This window comes from Lysinibacillus sp. FSL K6-3209 (assembly GCF_037976175.1).
GTDB lineage: Bacteria > Bacillota > Bacilli > Bacillales_A > Planococcaceae > Lysinibacillus > Lysinibacillus sphaericus_D.
Genome location: NZ_CP150264.1, coordinates 2194587 through 2212211, shown reverse-complemented (window position 1 = coordinate 2212211; position 17625 = coordinate 2194587). Strand labels below are relative to the sequence as shown.

Sequence of the window (17625 nt, the reverse complement as noted above, 5' to 3'; positions counted from 1 at the left end):
TAACAGCTAGGTTTGAATAGCTGAGAATTAAAAGGAGAGATTTCATTATTTATGTTTAAAAATTTTTTTAAAAAGTGCTTAGTAACTTTTTTGGTTTTACTTTTACTTATCCCTGTTTTTGCAAATCAAAAGGCTACAGCTAATTCACTACCTCAAAATGAAATGCGTGCAGCCTGGATTGCAACAGTATCTAATATTGATATGAAGGCAGGTATGAATAAAACCCAATATACGCAATGGGTTCAAAGTACCTTAGACAAATTAAAAGCTAATAACTTTAATACAGTTATCTTTCAAGTTAAGCCATTAAATGATGCACTGTACCCGTCTAAGCTTGCTCCATGGTCATCGTATATAACAGGCAAGACACAAGGGACCAATCCGGGTTTTGATCCATTACAAATAATGCTAGACGAAGCACATAAGCGAGGATTAGAACTTCATGCTTGGGTAAACCCATATAGGGTTACGATGCCTTCGCAATCTTTGTCTAATCTTGCTGCCGATAATGTAGCCCGTAAAAATTCTAATTGGGTAGTGAAATACGGTAAACAATACTATTTAGATCCTGGTTTGCCAGAAGTTCAAAATTACTTATTATCAACCATAGAAGAATTAGTAAGCAACTATGATATAGACGCTGTACATATGGATGATTACTTCTATCCTTATAAAATAAAAGGAGAGACTTTTCAAGATCAACAAACTTTTAAAAAGTATGGTGGCTCATTCAAAAATATTGAAGACTGGCGCAGAAATAATGTTAATCAATTAGTAAAAAAGGTTTATGCAAAAATTAAGGCAATTAAACCACATGTTCAATACGGAATATCTCCGTTTGGAATTTGGCGAAACAAAGGGCAAGATTCTACGGGTAGTAACACGAATGGAATGAGTAACTACGATGATCTTTATGCTGATACAAGACAGTGGATTAAAGATGGAAGTATCGATTATATTGCGCCTCAAATTTATTGGTCCAGAAATCATAAGGCAGCAAATTACTCTGTTTTATTAGATTGGTGGGGAAGAGAAGTTCAAACGTACGCAAAAGTCCATCCTGTTAATCTATATATTGGAATGGCCAATCATAAAGTTGGAAATGATTCTGATACTACATGGAAAAATAAGACGGAGCTTATCAGCCAAGTAATCGCCAACAGAGAAAATAATAATGTTCAAGGACAAATGCATTTTTCTCTTAGAAGTATTAACAATAACGCTCTTGGACATGCCTCTTATCTAAATCAGCAACTATACAATTATAAAGCTTTAACACCTTCAATTTATTGGAAAGACTCTGCAATACCTTTATGTCCAACTGATGTTAAATTGAGTAAAGAGTCTTTCGGCATAAAGCTTACAATTACAGATGAAAATAGTACTCAACCAAGGAAATATGTAATATATCGATTTGATGGAACAAAAGAAGGTTCATATGAAGACGTTAAAAATATAGTGGACGTGGTTTATAACACACAAGGTAATACTATTTATTTAGATACTAATGCAAATAATAGTAAAGTATACACATATGGTATAAAGTCTATATCTGCTACAGGTGTGGAAAGTAAAACTGCTTTTGTTCTAAAAGACGGAATTCCTTACCAGTAGTAATAAGCCAACAGCTGATCCTAAACACAAAAGAACGATATCAAACTGAAAAGTTTAATAATAACAACCTCGTAACTAAGCTTACGAGGTTGTTTCCATTAGCTAATAGCAAACCGCAAAGGAACATTTAGTTGTCCTTATTGTAAAGCAGCTCTATATACGGCCTGGAGATATAAATGGTACTTATTTTCTTTTCAGCAAAATTTCCAAATTGGGCAAATATCTGTTGCAATTTAAAACAATAAATCATAATATAAGAATATAGTTATATAATGATTAAGTCACCTTTCTTATGAGGTGATTTTATTTAAAATAATATATAAGCAAATGATTATATAAGGAGTGTAGATAAATGGAAAATACACTAATTGAAAAACAATTAAAAGCAGCAGCTGATTTGAATCGCATTAAATTACTTGCATGTATGAAAAATGGGGAGGTTTGTGTATGTGATTTTGTGGATGTACTAGGCATATCACAACCAGCAGTTAGTCAGCATCTTCGAAAATTAAAGGAGGCAGGTATTATTACTGAACGAAAAGTAGGGACTTGGAAGCATTATCGTTTAGTAGAGGATCAAACGGCACTGATGAAGGGCATTTTAGAACAAATTCAGCCTTTAAACGGGTGCAACTGTGGTACAGATTGTTGCCATGTAGGGGGAAATGATAATGAGTAATGACTCTTTAACCAAACAGCTTTCTTTTCTAGATCGTTACCTTACCATTTGGATATTTGTTGCGATGGGAATAGGCGTTTTATTAAGTCTGACAATGCCTAATATTGGTGAAGCATTAGAGTCCATGTCTATTGGCACAACATCTATACCGATAGCTATAGGGTTAATTGTGATGATGTACCCGCCATTAGCGAAAGTAAAGTATGAAGAAATGTGGAGAGTATTTAAGGATTGGAAGGTACTTTTACTATCACTTTTCCAAAACTGGTTACTTGGACCATTCTTAATGTTCTTTTTAGCCATCATCTTTTTGCGTGATTATCCAGAGTACATGACTGGACTCATTATGATTGGCTTGGCTCGCTGTATTGCCATGGTCATTGTGTGGAATGATCTAGCACGTGGGGACCGCGAATATGTAGCTGGCTTAGTTGCCTTTAACTCTATCTTTCAAATCGTGACATATTCAATCTTTGCTTACTTTTTCTTAAATGTATTACCTGGTTGGTTTGGTTTAGAGAATTTCAATGTTTCCATCTCCATGTGGGAAATTACAAAGAGTGTTCTTATTTATTTAGGAATACCTTTTGCTGCAGGATTCTTGACTCGATGGATTGGTATTAAAACAAAAGGAAAACAGTGGTATGAAAAAAAGTTCTTGCCGAAGATTTCACCACTGACTCTAATTGCACTGCTGTTCACAATTGTAATGATGTTTGCTTTAAAAGGTGAGCAACTAGTGGAACTCCCACTCGATGTCGTACGAATTGCAATTCCATTATTTATTTACTTTGTTGTGATGTTTGCTGTTTCATTCTTCTCTTCACGTAAAGCTGGCGCGTCTTATCCTGTCACAGCAGCTCTTTCTTTTACAGCTGCAAGTAACAACTTTGAGTTAGCGATTGCGGTAGCAGTTGGCGTATTTGGCCTTCATAGTGGCGTGGCATTCGCCGCTGTTATCGGTCCACTTGTAGAAGTACCCGTACTCATAGGACTTGTATGGGTTGCCTTACGTTGGCAGAAAAAATACTTTAAAACCATTAAATTATAAGGAGCAATACTTATGACAAATACACTTTATTTCTTATGTACAGGGAACTCATGCCGTAGTCAAATGGCAGAAGGATGGGCTAGAAAATTATTGCCTACTAATTGGATTGTAAAAAGTGCTGGGATTGAGGCACATGGCGTAAATCCAAATGCTATTAAAGCGATGGCGGAGGTAGAGGTTGATATTTCAAATCATACATCAGATTTAATTGATTTTAAGACATTAAACAATGCAACATTAGTCGTTACATTATGCGGAGATGCCGCTGATAAATGTCCGATGACGCCACCTCATGTTCGTCGTGAACATTGGGGATTTGAAGATCCAGCGAAAGCGTCCGGTTCAGAAGAAGAAAAGTGGGTAGTTTTCCAAAACGTTCGTGATGCTATAGGAAAACGTATTGAAAAATTTGTAGCCGAGGAGCTGAAGTAAATTGAAAAAAATTCATATCTATGAGCCAGCCATGTGCTGTTCTACAGGCTTATGTGGACCTTCTATAGACCCAGAATTATTGCGTATGTCCTTTATAATGAATAATTTAAAGAAAACCAACTTTGAAGCTGAACGATTTAATCTGACTAATGAACCAAATGCTTTTGTAGAAAACGAAACAATCAATCAACTTTTAATGGCCGAAGGAATGGATGCCTTACCTGCAACGTTTGTGGATGGAGAATTGCTTTGTAAAGGGAAATATCCAACAAATGAGCAATTTTCACAGTGGTCAGGGCTTTCAGAAAAAGAACTATTACAAAAGCCGAAAGTACGTTTGTCACTAAAAGGAGATGCCTAAAATGGAACGCTTTACAAGAAGTCATTTCCCTAACACACCGTTCTTGTTTTTTACGGGGAAGGGAGGCGTAGGAAAAACATCTGTTGCTTGTAGCCTATCAATAGCCATTGCAAGTGAGGGGAAAAAGGTACTTTTAATTAGTACAGATCCCGCATCCAACTTACAAGATATTTTTGGTCAAACGCTTTCTAATAGTCCAACAAAGATTGAAGGCATAGACAATTTATTTGCGATAAATTTAGACCCTGAACAAGCAGCACAACATTACAAAGAGCAAATGGTTGGTCCGTACCGTGGAAAACTACCTGATGTGGTCATTCAAAATATGGAGGAACAACTTTCTGGGGCTTGTACAGTAGAAATTGCTGCCTTTAATGAATTCGCAACACTATTGACTGATACTTCTGTGATTGGCAATTTTGACACTATCGTGTTTGATACAGCACCAACAGGACATACGTTACGCTTATTACAACTACCTTCAGCATGGTCTACATTTCTAGATGAAAACACGACTGGCACTTCATGTTTAGGTCCTTTAAAAGGGCTAGAACCGCAACGAGAAGTCTATAAAGAGGCTGTTCATCGTTTAAAAGATGCTAACCAAACAACGTTAATGTTAGTGACACGCCCTGAAGAAAACCCTTTAAAAGAAGCAGCACGTGCTTCTCACGAGTTATTTGAAATTGGTATTCAAAATCAGACTTTATTAATTAATGGATATATGCGTAATGTCAATTCTACTGATCATATCGAAGAGGCTTTCATTGCACGTCAATCGGATGCATTAGCCAGAATTCCAGAAGAACTAAATCGATTTGAACATTTCTACTTACCGTTTGTACCGTACTCATTATCAAGTATTGAGCGTATGCAAGCATGGATGACCAATCAAGAAATTACACATACAAATGAATCAAGCGAAGAAACTAAGATTCCTGAAGTGGAAGAAATGATTGCTGATTATTTAGAACGTAAACCGAAACTGATTTTTACGATGGGTAAAGGCGGGGTTGGTAAAACAACGGTTGCTTCTTATATTGCCTTACGCTTAGCGGAAGAGGGTACTCCTGTACATTTAACTACAACAGATCCTGCTGCACATTTAAATTGGACATTCGGTGACGAACAAGTCAAAAATTTAACGATAAGTCGAATAGATCCGAAAGTAGAAGTTGCAAACTATGAAGCTGAAGTGCTTGCACAGGCAAGTGAAACGATGAACGAAGAAGGTTTAGCATTTGTGAAAGAGGATTTGGCTTCTCCTTGTACAGAGGAAATAGCTGTATTCCGAGCATTTGCAAATGTGGTAGAAAATCATCAAGATGAGGTCATTATTATTGATACAGCACCAACAGGGCATACGTTGCTGTTATTAGATGCAACGGAAGCTTATCATCGCGAAATAAGCCGTTCACAAGGGGATATTCCTCCAGCTGTTTCTAAACTGTTACCAAGGTTGCGTGATGCTTCCTATACGAGTGTTGCCATCATAACTCTACCTGAAGCAACACCTGTTTATGAAGCGACACGCTTACAAGACGATTTGCAGCGTGCTGGATTATCTGTTGATTGGTGGGTTGTCAATCAAACCTTTTCTTCAATCCACACAACAAGTCCAATATTAATTCAAAAACAACAAGCTGAAAGAAAATGGCTGAATGAAGTACAATCCATCAGCAACAATCAATTCGTGGCCATCCCATGGATAAAAACACCACCGGTTGGAACAAAAGGCTTACATGAACTAAAAGGAGAGAAAATCAAATGAAAATGAGTCCAGAAGGTAAACATTATTTAGAACAGGTAATAGCTGATTCGGAGGTTAAAACACTTCGTTTCTTTGGTATTGCAGGCTGCTGTGGAGTTAATTTAGGTGTAGGTTTAGAAGCACCAGCAGCAGAAGATGCTATTCAAACAATTGAAGGTATCGAAGTCGCAATCCACCCTGATATTGCACCACAATTAAAAGATGTTACGATCCATGCAGAAGAAGAGAATGGTGAACTCGGGTTAGTACTGGTAGGATACTCTCCGACATCTTGTTAAACAGAGACCTTAAATATACTAACAGCATTAGCAATTATTCAATCCGTTGTATGGAGGATTAGAAATGACAGTAAATCATGCTAGCGTATTAACTAAAGATTATTTTATCGCATATTTAAAGTTAATAATGAATAGTAGAGAATACACATTAGTAGAGGCTAAAGAGTTTGCTTTTGATTTCTTCTTTAAAGGGGATATGGAACACTACGACACCTCTACATGGTTACAATTCGAAAAAGCTATAAAAGAACTTGATAAAACGATTAGTAAAATTGAAGTGTAGTAAATTCACTCACAAAGTTTAAATAAACGTCTAGCTAACTGCTAGACGTAAAAAATACTTTTTATATAAGGGAATGCTTATATAAAGAATGAAAGAGAAGAAGTTAATTATGAAAACACTAAAAGTAATCAATCAAAATGGATCTTGTTGTACTCCTGCAAAGGATATTGAGGTACAAGAGACTGTAAATAATTCTAATAAGAATTTACCGATTGTAATAATTGGCGCGGGTCCAATTGGATTAGCTACAGTTGCTCATTTAGTAGAACAAAAGCAAGCATTTATTTTACTAGAGGCAGGGGGTGAAATAGCACATAATATTCGTAGTTGGGGGCATGTTACGTTATTTTCCCCATGGCGATATAACATCAATAAAGCAGCCAAAGCTTTATTAGATACCTCCGATTGGGTAGAACCTGATTTAGATACATTACCAACGGGAAATGAATTAATTGATCTCTATTTAAGACCTTTGAGTGAGTTAGTACAAATAAAACCTAACATTCAATTGAACGCAAAAGTAGTTGCGATTTCACGACAATTTAATGATAAGATGAAGACAAAAAATCGAGTAGAACAGTTCTTTAATATTTATGTTGAACAAGAGAATGACATCAATATTATTGAGGCGAGAGCTGTTATTGATGCGACGGGTACCTGGGGAAATCCAAATCCAGCAAATACTACAGGTGTTTGGCTAGAAAATGAAAAAGCATTAGCAAATTACATTGAGTATGGTATTCCAAATATAAATTCAAATGCTAAGAGATATGCAAATAAGAAGATTGCTGTTATTGGTGGTGGCCATTCAGCTATTAATACCTTATTGGCACTTGTGGAATTACAAGAAGAGAATCCTGCAACAAAGTTAGTATGGATTATGCGTAAAAGATCTGTTGAAGAAGCATATGGTGGCGAAGAAAAAGATGCATTAGCAGCTCGTGGCGCACTCGGTGTACGTATTCACGAATTAGTAGATACAGGTAAGGTTGACGTAATAACACCTTTCTATATCTCGCAGTTGAAGAAAGATGAGAGCATCCAAATTGTTGGTACTATTAACGGGGAAACAAAGGTATTAACAGGATTTGAAGAGCTAATTGTCAACGCAGGTAATCGACCAGATCTTACGATTAACAGTGAACTACGGCTTTCCATTGATACAGCAACAGAAAGTGTAAAAGCATTGGCGCCTCTAATTGACCCTAATGAGCATAGTTGTGGGACAGTAAGAGCGCATGGAGAAGAAATACTGAGACAACCAGAAAAGGATTTCTATATTGTCGGTGCAAAAAGTTATGGACGCGCACCAACATTTTTAATGGCAACTGGATACGAACAAGTCCGTTCAATAACAGCTTACTTGTCAGGTGATAAAGAAGCTTCGAAACGAGTGGAATTGGAGTTACCTGAAACAGGGGTATGCGGTATAAATCTTGCCAATCAAATTCATGTTGTTAAAAAATCTGACTGTTAGCGAAAGCTAGCAGTCATTTTCCAGAAGAAATATTTTAATTAACTTAAAAAATATAAAGTTTTATTAACCCTATTCTCTAATTAGAACGGGGTTATTTTATTGAAGACATATGTGCAATGCTGATAATCCATAAGATACAGCAGTATGTTCTTGTCCATATACAACAGACTATGCATATAGATGGGTAGTTGACGTATCCAAGCCCTCCTCACTCCAAATAATTTTAGTTTACATAATATAAATTATAGGAAGTTATGTTTCATAATTAAGTATACTTATGATAGTGAGACAGGAATGAAAAAAATAAACTCAGCTAATCGTTTAATCAACTGAGTTTATTTTGCGTTGTATTTAGTTTTTAGACAATGCTTTCATATCTGCTACGATTGTTTCAACCGGTACATCTGTCGTGCCATCATAATCTTTTACGACAACACCGTCAGCATTCACTAAATAAAAGCTCGACATATGTACTACTTGATCAGAATTCGGATCATTTTTTACTAATGAATTAAATGATTTTCTAGCAAATTGCTCTATATATACTTGCTTATACCCAGTCAGCAGCTGCCATTTGCTATCATCAACAACCGTGTACGTTTTTAAATAATTTTTTAATACATCCGGTGTGTCAACTTCTGGATCTACGCTAAATGCTACGATTTGATAGTCCTTTACGCCTTCATCTTCTAATGACTTTTGCACATCTGTCATATTATATGTCATTGGCGGACAAATCGAATTGCAATTTGTAAATATGAACATGGCTAGCCAAGGCTTTCCTTTAAAGCTCTCAAGGTTCACTTGCTCATTGTTTTGATTGGTAAAAGAAAAATCTTGTACGTCAATACTCATTTCAGGTTCAAATTTATAACTACCGCAAGCAGTTAATAAACTACTTATTACTAGTAATCCAACTAGTAAGATCCATTTCCTTCTTAACAAAGTGTACACTTCCCTCCAACTTATCATCGTTTTTTATTGTATAAATTATAGATTACAAATACAAGATAATGGTCTTGAATCATTTCCTTCTTTATGTCAAACTCCTTTATTTGTATGTTTTTGGTAACTTTTAAACCATTTTATACCATCTTGGTAAAAGTTTTTTTAAAAATTTTTTCAGCATTTTTTTACTAAATTTCTTATTTCCCAAGACATCATATAATTGTTATATAACAAGGTTTTTTTGCTATTCATTTACATACCCTATTTTATAGAAAAATAAGGAAAACGCTAAAATTCTCTTTCAAGTTCATTTTTTCTTTTACATTCGAAATTATTATCAATAAGCTATTTCAACAATACTATTTCAATAGTAAAACGTGTTCTCTTTCATACAGATAATTTCTATTAAATCCTTATTATTTCTACTTTATTTCGACTATCTAAATTTGACTAAAAATTTGAAAAACTAAAATTTTAGTATTGCATTATAGGATTCTTCCTCATAAAATAAGTGAATATAACGACGAGACAAAAAGAAATATGTCGTTTTAAACAGCAATATATAACTTTAGGGGGAATAATAATGGCTAACATTACTGAGAACAAAAACGTACAATCAGTTGACTATAATGCAATTGAAGCTATGGAATCGTTCAACAACTTCGTAAAAAAGAAAAATACTTTCCTTTTTTCGATCACAGCAGGTTTTTTAATTCTTTATATTTTACTACCAATCCTTGCTTTTCAGCCTGTACTACAACAAAAAGTTGTTGGTAGTATTACGGGCGTTTGGATTTACTCAGCAGGACTTTTCATCATGACAATTGTTCTTTGTACAGTATATGTAAAAAAAGCTTCTTCATTCGATAAAGCTGCAGCTGCAGTTCTTGCAGAGTATCAAGCGAAAGGTGGAAAATAAATGAATTTAGTATCAGTAGGATTCTTCTTAGGAATCGTAGGTTTAACATTAATCGTTACGTATATCGCTGCGAAGCGTACTTCTTCTGCCAGTGATTTCTATACTGCCGGTGGTGGATTAAAAGGATGGCAAAACGGCTTTGCGATTGCTGGTGACTACTTATCAGCGGCTGCATTTCTAGGGGTTTCAGGTGCTATCGCATTAACTGGTTTTGATGGTTTCTTCTTCTCAGTAGGTTATGTTGTTGCGAACTTAGTTTTACTATATGTCATTGCGGAACCAATGCGTAATTTAGGACGCTATACATTAGCCGATATGTTAACAGCTCGCTTTAATGAAAAACGTATTCGTGGAGTAGCTGCTACAGGCACAATTATTATCGTTATTCTTTATATGATTGCTCAATTAGTAGGTGCTGGTGCTCTTATTAAATTATTATTTGGTATTGAGTATTGGGTTGCGGTGTTAATTGTAGGCGTTATGATGACTACTTATGTATTATTTGGTGGTATGACGGCTACTTCATGGGTTCAAATTATTAAAGCTGGACTTTTACTATTTGGGACAGGTTTATTAGCAACATTGGTATTAATAAAATTCGATTTCTCTTTAGTGAAAATGTTTGATACGATTTCATCTGATCACGGCGATAAGTTTTTAGTGCCAGGTATGAAATACTCAAGTTCAATTGACTCTGTTTCAATGATGATGGCACTAGTATTAGGTACGTCAGGTTTACCACATATCCTAATGCGCTTCTTTACTGTTAAAGATGCTAAAACAGCTCGTGCTTCTATTTCTTGGACAACTTGGATTACAGCTATTTTCTTCTCATTAACAATTTTCTTAGGTTTTGGTGCTATGCACTTTGTAGGGCTTGATAAAATCATCGCTGAAAGTAAAGCTGGAAATACGGCTGCTCCACTATTGGCTGAATTCCTTGGTGGCGATGTGCTGATGTCATTTATTTGTGCGGTTGCATTTGCAACAATCTTAGCGGTAGTTTCAGGACTAGTATTAACAGGTGCATCTGCAATTTCTCATGATATTTATGGTGAGATTATTAAAAATGGTAAATTAACTGAAAAGCAACAAGTTTTAGCTGCTCGTACAGGCTCAATTTCAATTGCCATTGTATCGATTATCCTTGCATTATTTGCACAAAGTTTAAACGTTTCATTCTTAGTATCATTTGCATTCTGTATCGGGGCTTCTGCCAACCTACCTGTTATTTTATATACAATTTACTGGAAAAAGTTCAATTCAACTGGTGCGGTAACTGCCATGGTAACAGGCTTAGTTTCATGTTTAGTTCTAGGTGCTATGGGTCCAAACGTTTGGAGTCCAGTTGAAGGTGCAGCAATTTTTGTTGGAAATCCACTAGTGCCACTTGCAGTTCCAGCAATTATCACGATTCCTCTTGGCTTTATTGCTGGGTACTTAGGTTCTGTTCTTTCTACTAACAAAGTATCTCAAGCAGAGGCGGATCGTATTTACAAAGAGATCCGTGTAAAAGCAAATACAGGGGTATCCGTTTCAGATATTTCTCATTAATCACTTGAGATTTTAATGACCTTTTTCATAGCAAAAAAAGACTCGACTTCGGTCGGGTTTTTTCTTTTTTTATTATAAAAAATTAAACATTTTACTTATCGAACAATACTATTCTTTTTCCAAAAATAAGAAAATAACCAATTTTCACTAGAGAAATAGTGTTTATTTTTTCTGGAAAAAACGTATTTTTTCTCGGTTAATACAACTGTTTTTTTGTCAAGAAGCTAGTAATACCATCGGCTTATAAATTTATCTGAATATTCGAAAACCCTTTAATTTCTAGGCTTTGTCATGTATTTTCTGTTTAAAGTCTATTTTTCAGAAAATTTTTTTTACATAATTTTTCTGAAATGTATTGCAATTTCGTGAACTGTCTCATAAAATTAAGATGTGAATTCACTAAAGTAGCAAAAAATAGTATTTAAGCAGTAAAAATAAACACAAAATGGGGAATGTTTATGGCGAACAATCAAGCAAGCAAAAGCATTGTTATTGATTATGATGCAATTGCAAAACAAGAATCGTTTAAAGCACTTGTAAGAAAAAAGAATACCTTTCTATGGTCAATCACTGTATTCTTTTTAGCAGCTTACATGTTGCTACCTATTCTTACATCTTACACAACAATCCTACACCAAAAGGCTATTGGGGAAGTCACTTGGGTATGGATTTACGCAGCAGGATTATTCATCATGACTTGGAGTTTATGTCATCTATATGTTGCGAAAGCAAATAGCTATGACAAAGAAGCAAAAGCAATTATAGCTGAATATGAAAACGGGGGTGGCCGCCTATGAGCTTTATCGCAATATTTTTCTTCGTAGCAATTGTTGGTCTTACATTAATTATTACATGGTGGGCATCTAAACGTACTTCTTCTGCAAGTGATTTCTACACTGCAGGCGGTGGTTTAACAGGCTGGCAAAATGGACTAGCTATCGCTGGTGACTACTTATCAGCAGCTTCTTTCCTAGGGATTGCTGGTGCCGTTGCATTATTCGGATTTGATGGATTCTTCTTCTCTATCGGTTATTTAGTAGCTTACTTAGTGGTGCTATATATCGTAGCTGAGCCATTACGTAACCTTGGTAAATTTACATTAGCTGACATGATTACAGCACGTTTTAATAATTCTAAAGTTCGTGGTACAGCAGCTCTAAGTACCATTACAATTGTATTATTCTACATGATTGCACAACTAGTTGGTGCAGGCGCACTTATTCAATTACTTTTAGGAATTGACTATTGGGTTGCAGTATTAATCGTTGGTGTTATGATGACTACTTATGTTTTATTCGGTGGTATGACTGCAACTTCTTGGGTACAAATTATTAAAGCTTGTCTATTAATGTTAGGTACTGTCATTATTTCGTTCTTAGTATTAAAAGAGTTTGGCTTCAGTATTTCAACAATGTTTACAGAAATGTCTACTGCTACTGACAGCGGTGCGGCATACTTAAATCCTGGACTTAAGTATACAAACGGTATTGATACAATTTCAGTTTTAATTGCCCTTGTATTAGGTACTGCAGGTCTTCCACATATCTTAATGCGTTTCTTCACAGTAAAAGATGCAAAAACAGCTCGTTCTTCAGTTATTTGGGCTACTTGGATTGTAGGTCTATTCTATGTATTAACAATCTTCTTAGGCTTCGGTGCTGCTGCATTCGTTGGTAAAGAAGACATTATCGCTGCAAACGCGGCTGGTAACATGGCTGCTCCACTTCTTGCAGAAGCACTTGGTGGCGACATTCTGTTCTCATTCGTTTGTGCAGTAGCATTCGCAACAATCTTAGCGGTAGTAGCAGGTCTTGTACTTTCAGGTGCATCTGCCCTATCACATGATATTTATGGTCAAATTATTAAAAAAGGTAAGGTTACAGAAAAAGAGCAAGTACTTGCTGCTCGTATCGGTTCTATTACAATCTCTATAGTATCAATCCTTCTTGCACTTGGTGCACAAACATTAAACGTTGCGTTCTTAGTATCACTAGCATTCTGTATTGCTGGTTCGGCAAACTTACCAGTAATTATTTACACAATTTATTGGAAACGCTTTAATACGGCTGGTGCAGTAACAGCGATGTTAACAGGTTTAATTTCTGCTTTAATACTTGTAGCTGTATCTCCAAACGTTTGGAATCCAGTTGAAGGTAAAGCAATCTTCGTAGGTAATCCGTTAATTATGTTAACGAATCCTGCAATAATTTCTGTACCACTTGGTTTCTTAGGTGGTTTCATCGGAACGTTACTTTCTAAAGAAACTGATGAAGCGAAATATCGTGAAGTTGATGTAAAAGCAAATACTGGTATTTCAGTTCAAGACGTATCTCACTAATACTATCACTAAAACCCCGTAAACTTTATGCTTACGGGGTTTTACTTTTCTCCCTCTTTTCGGTAATATATTGGTAATGTGAAATGGAGGGATTAGCATAGCACTATCTAAAGCTAAAAAGAAACGTATGCATTTAAAACGGACGCAAGGTAAGGATGTTGAGAAAAAACGTCAAACGGCCCCTTTTAGTACGCATGAACGCGTGACAAAAACGAAGCATGCTACATTAGAACACAATAGAACAAAACATAGGAAACAGCCACACGGAGACGATTACTCGCTCTAAATGTGGCTGTTTTTGTCGTTTCTTTATAAATCGTAAAATAATTTTGTGTTTCGTGTCACGGTATTGGCCGCTTCTTGCGTTGTTATACCTTTAAGCGTTGCAATGACTTCGATACTTTTAGCCATCATAGACGGCGAAGTTCGAGCCTTGTCAAAAGGTCCTTCAAATGGCCAAGGTCCATCCGTTTCCACCATCATCAGTTCCAATGGATACTTTGAAATCAAATCTTGTATTTCCGCTTCATAAACACAATCAGGCGTAATGGAAATATAATAACCATTATGTATCATGCGCACAATTGCCTCTTCACTTCCCTTGAACCAATGAAAATGAGCTTTCTTTACACCATGTTTCTCAAGTAAATCACAAGCGATTAGTGCATCCTCATAAACAGCATGTAACACTATCGGTTTATGAAGTTCTTGCGCTAACAAAATAAATTGTTCTAATAACGCAATATAAGGGCGCTCATCCAATATATGCGTTTGTTTTCGATAATAAGGTAAACCAACCTCTCCAACAGCAATCATCTCACTAGCATGCTGTCGTATCCAATCAAATAAAGCTTCTTTCTCCCTATCATTAGGCAACGACTGTTCAGGATGAAAACCATACGCTGCCTTGACCTTCGCATAGGCTCTCGATAACTTCAGCGTTTTCTCACAAGAATGTAAGTCCATACTGACCGCTATAACCGTTTGCGCCTCATCAAGTAGCAAAGGGACTTCTTCTTCTTGATACTGATCTAAATGAATATGTGCATCAATCAACATATGCATCGTCCTTTTCTTCCTTTAAATACTGAAAAAGTTGTTGTTTTAACTGTGTAAATTGAGTGGAATGGCGAATTTCCTCGCAACGTGGTCGTGCAAACGGCACAATGATTTCTTCCTTAACCGTCGCTGGACGTTTCGTTAATACAATAATGCGATCCGCTAAAAATAGCGCTTCTTCAATACTATGTGTCACGAATAGAATAGATTTTTTATGTTCCTCCCAAATAGATAACAGCCATGCCTGCATTTCTAATCTTGTAAACTCATCGAGCGCTGAAAAAGGTTCATCTAAGCATAGTATCGGTTTCCCACTGACGATAGCGCGCAAAAATGATACACGTTGTTGCATACCTCCTGATAATGCATGCGGATAAGCATTTTCAAAAGAAGCAAGACCAACCTTTTCTAGCCACGCTTTGGCAAGCTCTTTATTCGGACGACGCTGCAATTCTTCAACAATCATGACATTTTCTAATATCGTCCGCCACGGTAATAAGCAAGGTTGTTGGGGCATATAGCCAATGATGCCCGTTTTTCGTTGAATATTGTCTCCATCTAACAAAATAGCGCCGTGATCGACAGGCGTTATTCCTCCTATCAATTGAAAGAGTGTGCTTTTGCCGCTACCTGAAGGGCCAATAATTGCCACAAATTCACCTTCCTGTACTGTAAAGGATAAATTATACACCACTTCAAGCGAGCCAAAGGACTTAGATATGTCTTGAATGTTCAGCATGTGCGCCCCTCCCCTTTACAACAAGCTTTTCTACAAAACGAATCACACTAAATAACAATAAACTTAATAAGACAATCGCAAATATCGCTACAAAGACGCGATCCGTTCGAAACGATGATTGTGCGAGCGTCATATAAACACCAATTCCCTTTTTTGCACCAAGCCATTCTGCTATGACCGCTCCCATCACACTATAGGTCGCCGCAATCTTAATACCGGAAAAGATGGATGGATAAGCATAAGGCCATTCTAATTTCCAAAATGTTTGCCCTTTCGTAGCACCAATCATTGCAAAATAATGTTTGAGCTCAGCAGAGGTTTGCCTAAACCCATCCATCGCTGCGATAACGATTGGAAAGAAGCAAACGAGACAAATAATAATCAGCTTGGGTAACAAGCCGAAGCCAAACCAAATAATTAATAATGGCGCTAAAACGAGTACCGGCACATTTTGAGACACAATGAGAATCGGATAAACAAACGCTCTTATTGTTGATGAGCGATGTAAAAATACCGCAACGCTTAAGCCACAAATCACACCAATCGCCAGCCCTAGTAATGCTAGTTGAATCGTGGCCCAAACATGGGGACTAAACGTTGAAAACGATTCAATACCTTCAATCATAATGGCACTTGGCGCTGGCAATAGCCAATGTGGGATATCAGCTATTCGTATAATAAGTTCCCATATGAATAAGAGGAAGGCGATAAAAATAATCGACCTTCCTTTCATAATTACCTGTTTCACCCTCGATATTTCTCCGTCAATGTCCCCATCGTAATGCCGGCTGGCTGATATAAAATTTTCACTTGTGTAATAACATTGATAGCGCCTAAGTCAATCATCTTTTTATTCATCTGTTCTATAATTTGTAACAAAGTGGATAATTCACCCTCCATTGTTGTTTCCAGTGGATGCACCTCATAGTGCACACCAGAAGCATCAATCACAGCAATCGCCGCATCTACAAATGGGATCACATCCTCATATTTTTCTGTTTTAGGTATGATTTGTACACTAATTAATGAATTCGCCATTTATTTCGCTCCTTTCTTTGGTAAGAAATCGTTAGTAAATGCTTGTTGTGCATTAAAGTCGCCTTCTAAAACGTTATTCTTTGTCATCCAGTCCGCATAGTTTTCCCAAACTGCTAACTTTTGTTCTCCCCATTGCGCCGCATCGTCTTGATATTTACCCGCTAACCATTCCTGACTTTTATGCACAAGCTCTTTATCCAAATCAGGTACTGCTTCAAGTAAAATATCAGCCGCTTCACTTGGATGCGCTATCGCATATTCATAGCCTTTTGTAGTTGCCGCAACAAATGCCTTTACGACATCAGGATTATCCTTTATCATCTTTTCATTCGTTGCCAATACAGGTGTATAATAATCGAGCTGCTCACTATAGTCGGTTAAATACTGCATATTTAACTTTTCCCCACGAAGCTCTGCCTCAATACCTGTCCAAGCATAATAAATCCACGCAAAGTCAATATCCTTTTGCATCATTGTGAAAAAGTCGATATCTCCCGCATTGACGATATCTAATTTATTGATATCAGCATTGTCTGCTTTCATCAATGACTGTAAAACCGCTTGTTCCACTGGAGCACCCCAGCCACCATAGGTTTTTCCTTCATAATCTTTTGGTGATGTAATGCCTTTTGAAGCAAGTGATGCAAAGCCTGAAGTATTATGCTGAATAATTGCCGCAATCGAAACGAGCGGCACACCTTGTACACGAGCTTGCGTAATGCCTTCTTGGATGCTTACACCAAACTCTGCTTTCCCAGACGCCACAAGCTGATCAGCACCTGCATCACCTGGTAAAATAATCTCTACGTCTAAGCCTTGCTCTTTAAAATAGCCAAGCTTTTGCGCCACATAAAGCCCCGTATGATTCGTATTAGGTGTCCAGTCCAGTACAACGGATACTTTTTTCTCTGAACTAGCTTCCTCTTTTTTGTCCCCTTTTTCGCTACACCCAACTAATGTCAATAGTGCAGCAACCATAATGAATAACCATTTTTTCATGCTATATCCTCCTAGCAAGTAATTTGAAAGTGTTCATGATTGAATGTTTCACCAGAAGAAAAGCGTATGCTGTTTTAATCCGTTT

19 protein-coding genes are annotated in these 17625 nt (G+C 36.6%); 13 read left to right on the top strand and 6 right to left on the bottom strand.

All coding sequences use genetic code 11. The annotated features are described in order from the left end of the window. Positions 1 to 51: 51 nt before the first annotated feature. From MHH88_RS10600 to MHH88_RS10560, 9 genes are all read left to right on the top strand, one after another. Positions 52 to 1614 carry a family 10 glycosylhydrolase gene (locus tag MHH88_RS10600; RefSeq protein WP_339262875.1) on the top strand — a complete coding sequence of 521 codons (1563 nt, stop codon included), beginning with the start codon at positions 52 to 54 and terminating at the stop codon, positions 1612 to 1614. Between the two features lie 352 nt (positions 1615 to 1966). Then, positions 1967 to 2293 (top strand): metalloregulator ArsR/SmtB family transcription factor, encoded by a 327-nt coding sequence (locus MHH88_RS10595; protein ID WP_339262873.1) that lies wholly within the window; start codon positions 1967 to 1969, stop codon positions 2291 to 2293. Then, positions 2286 to 3344, top strand: a complete 1059-nt coding sequence (gene arsB, locus MHH88_RS10590; RefSeq protein WP_339262871.1) for an ACR3 family arsenite efflux transporter — start codon at positions 2286 to 2288, stop codon at positions 3342 to 3344. The genes MHH88_RS10595 and arsB overlap by 8 nt, the downstream gene beginning before the upstream one ends. A gap of 12 nt (positions 3345 to 3356) precedes the next feature. Next, positions 3357 to 3776 (top strand): arsenate reductase (thioredoxin), encoded by a 420-nt coding sequence (arsC, locus tag MHH88_RS10585; RefSeq protein WP_339262869.1) that lies wholly within the window; start codon positions 3357 to 3359, stop codon positions 3774 to 3776. Between the two features lies 1 nt (position 3777). Continuing rightward, positions 3778 to 4137: an arsenite efflux transporter metallochaperone ArsD gene (gene arsD / locus MHH88_RS10580; RefSeq protein WP_069512637.1), complete on the top strand. Its 360-nt coding sequence runs from the start codon at positions 3778 to 3780 to the stop codon at positions 4135 to 4137. Between the two features lies 1 nt (position 4138). Then, positions 4139 to 5908: an arsenical pump-driving ATPase gene (arsA, locus tag MHH88_RS10575; protein ID WP_339262867.1), complete on the top strand. Its 1770-nt coding sequence runs from the start codon at positions 4139 to 4141 to the stop codon at positions 5906 to 5908. Then, on the top strand, positions 5905 to 6186 hold the full coding sequence (locus tag MHH88_RS10570; protein ID WP_103976636.1) for a Fe-S cluster assembly protein HesB: 282 nt from the start codon (positions 5905 to 5907) through the stop codon (positions 6184 to 6186). The genes arsA and MHH88_RS10570 overlap by 4 nt, the downstream gene beginning before the upstream one ends. A 64-nt stretch (positions 6187 to 6250) precedes the next feature. Next, positions 6251 to 6469: a hypothetical protein gene (locus MHH88_RS10565; RefSeq protein ID WP_339262865.1), complete on the top strand. Its 219-nt coding sequence runs from the start codon at positions 6251 to 6253 to the stop codon at positions 6467 to 6469. Between the two features lie 109 nt (positions 6470 to 6578). Beyond that, positions 6579 to 7946, top strand: coding sequence for an NAD(P)-binding domain-containing protein (locus MHH88_RS10560; RefSeq protein ID WP_339262863.1), 1368 nt, complete (start codon positions 6579 to 6581; stop codon positions 7944 to 7946). Between the two features lie 351 nt (positions 7947 to 8297). Here MHH88_RS10560 and MHH88_RS10555 read toward each other — a convergent pair whose 3' ends face one another. Then, positions 8298 to 8918: an SCO family protein gene (locus tag MHH88_RS10555; RefSeq protein ID WP_339262861.1), complete on the bottom strand. Its 621-nt coding sequence runs from the start codon at positions 8916 to 8918 to the stop codon at positions 8298 to 8300. A 559-nt stretch (positions 8919 to 9477) separates the two neighbouring features. Between MHH88_RS10555 and MHH88_RS10550 the strand changes: the two genes are divergently transcribed. The 4 genes from MHH88_RS10550 to MHH88_RS10535 all read left to right on the top strand — a co-directional run bounded on the left by MHH88_RS10550 (position 9478) and on the right by MHH88_RS10535 (position 13705). Continuing rightward, a complete protein-coding gene (locus MHH88_RS10550) occupies positions 9478 to 9813 on the top strand; it encodes a DUF485 domain-containing protein (RefSeq protein ID WP_069512644.1) in 336 nt (111 codons plus the stop codon). Further along, the gene (locus MHH88_RS10545) at positions 9814 to 11367 is read left to right on the top strand and encodes a cation acetate symporter (protein WP_107895337.1); all 1554 of its coding nucleotides are present in this window, start codon (positions 9814 to 9816) and stop codon (positions 11365 to 11367) included. 458 nt (positions 11368 to 11825) lie between these two features. Beyond that, positions 11826 to 12164 (top strand): DUF485 domain-containing protein, encoded by a 339-nt coding sequence (locus MHH88_RS10540; RefSeq protein WP_339262859.1) that lies wholly within the window; start codon positions 11826 to 11828, stop codon positions 12162 to 12164. Then, positions 12161 to 13705: a sodium/solute symporter gene (locus MHH88_RS10535; protein WP_069512646.1), complete on the top strand. Its 1545-nt coding sequence runs from the start codon at positions 12161 to 12163 to the stop codon at positions 13703 to 13705. Before MHH88_RS10540 ends, MHH88_RS10535 begins: the two co-directional genes overlap by 4 nt. 309 nt (positions 13706 to 14014) lie before the next feature. Here MHH88_RS10535 and MHH88_RS10530 read toward each other — a convergent pair whose 3' ends face one another. Genes MHH88_RS10530 through MHH88_RS10510 form a run of 5 tightly spaced genes read right to left on the bottom strand, consistent with a single transcriptional unit; the run spans position 14015 to position 17540 of the window. Then, positions 14015 to 14764 carry a TatD family hydrolase gene (locus MHH88_RS10530; protein ID WP_339263041.1) on the bottom strand — a complete coding sequence of 250 codons (750 nt, stop codon included), beginning with the start codon at positions 14762 to 14764 and terminating at the stop codon, positions 14015 to 14017. Continuing rightward, positions 14754 to 15503: an ABC transporter ATP-binding protein gene (locus MHH88_RS10525; RefSeq protein ID WP_339262858.1), complete on the bottom strand. Its 750-nt coding sequence runs from the start codon at positions 15501 to 15503 to the stop codon at positions 14754 to 14756. Before MHH88_RS10525 ends, MHH88_RS10530 begins: the two co-directional genes overlap by 11 nt. After that, the gene (locus MHH88_RS10520) at positions 15478 to 16251 is read right to left on the bottom strand and encodes an ABC transporter permease (protein WP_081327992.1); all 774 of its coding nucleotides are present in this window, start codon (positions 16249 to 16251) and stop codon (positions 15478 to 15480) included. The genes MHH88_RS10525 and MHH88_RS10520 overlap by 26 nt, the downstream gene beginning before the upstream one ends. Beyond that, positions 16248 to 16541 carry a thiamine-binding protein gene (locus MHH88_RS10515; protein WP_069512648.1) on the bottom strand — a complete coding sequence of 98 codons (294 nt, stop codon included), beginning with the start codon at positions 16539 to 16541 and terminating at the stop codon, positions 16248 to 16250. Before MHH88_RS10515 ends, MHH88_RS10520 begins: the two co-directional genes overlap by 4 nt. Continuing rightward, the gene (locus MHH88_RS10510; RefSeq protein ID WP_069512649.1) at positions 16542 to 17540 is read right to left on the bottom strand and encodes an ABC transporter substrate-binding protein; all 999 of its coding nucleotides are present in this window, start codon (positions 17538 to 17540) and stop codon (positions 16542 to 16544) included. Positions 17541 to 17625 lie beyond the last annotated feature (85 nt).

Excerpts from the sequence above, each read along its gene's own strand:
- MHH88_RS10600 (WP_339262875.1), top strand. The coding sequence starts at position 52 with ATGTTTAAAAATTTTTTTAAAAAGTGCTTAGTAACTTTTTTGGTTTTA.
- MHH88_RS10595 (WP_339262873.1), top strand. The coding sequence starts at position 1,967 with ATGGAAAATACACTAATTGAAAAACAATTAAAAGCAGCAGCTGATTTG.
- arsB (WP_339262871.1), top strand. The coding sequence starts at position 2,286 with ATGAGTAATGACTCTTTAACCAAACAGCTTTCTTTTCTAGATCGTTAC.
- arsC (WP_339262869.1), top strand. The coding sequence starts at position 3,357 with ATGACAAATACACTTTATTTCTTATGTACAGGGAACTCATGCCGTAGT.
- arsA (WP_339262867.1), top strand. The coding sequence starts at position 4,139 with ATGGAACGCTTTACAAGAAGTCATTTCCCTAACACACCGTTCTTGTTT.
- MHH88_RS10570 (WP_103976636.1), top strand. The coding sequence starts at position 5,905 with ATGAAAATGAGTCCAGAAGGTAAACATTATTTAGAACAGGTAATAGCT.
- MHH88_RS10565 (WP_339262865.1), top strand. The coding sequence starts at position 6,251 with ATGACAGTAAATCATGCTAGCGTATTAACTAAAGATTATTTTATCGCA.
- MHH88_RS10560 (WP_339262863.1), top strand. The coding sequence starts at position 6,579 with ATGAAAACACTAAAAGTAATCAATCAAAATGGATCTTGTTGTACTCCT.
- MHH88_RS10555 (WP_339262861.1), bottom strand. The coding sequence starts at position 8,918 with ATGATAAGTTGGAGGGAAGTGTACACTTTGTTAAGAAGGAAATGGATC.
- MHH88_RS10550 (WP_069512644.1), top strand. The coding sequence starts at position 9,478 with ATGGCTAACATTACTGAGAACAAAAACGTACAATCAGTTGACTATAAT.
- MHH88_RS10545 (WP_107895337.1), top strand. The coding sequence starts at position 9,814 with ATGAATTTAGTATCAGTAGGATTCTTCTTAGGAATCGTAGGTTTAACA.
- MHH88_RS10540 (WP_339262859.1), top strand. The coding sequence starts at position 11,826 with ATGGCGAACAATCAAGCAAGCAAAAGCATTGTTATTGATTATGATGCA.
- MHH88_RS10535 (WP_069512646.1), top strand. The coding sequence starts at position 12,161 with ATGAGCTTTATCGCAATATTTTTCTTCGTAGCAATTGTTGGTCTTACA.
- MHH88_RS10530 (WP_339263041.1), bottom strand. The coding sequence starts at position 14,764 with ATGTTGATTGATGCACATATTCATTTAGATCAGTATCAAGAAGAAGAA.
- MHH88_RS10525 (WP_339262858.1), bottom strand. The coding sequence starts at position 15,503 with ATGCTGAACATTCAAGACATATCTAAGTCCTTTGGCTCGCTTGAAGTG.
- MHH88_RS10515 (WP_069512648.1), bottom strand. The coding sequence starts at position 16,541 with ATGGCGAATTCATTAATTAGTGTACAAATCATACCTAAAACAGAAAAA.
- MHH88_RS10510 (WP_069512649.1), bottom strand. The coding sequence starts at position 17,540 with ATGAAAAAATGGTTATTCATTATGGTTGCTGCACTATTGACATTAGTT.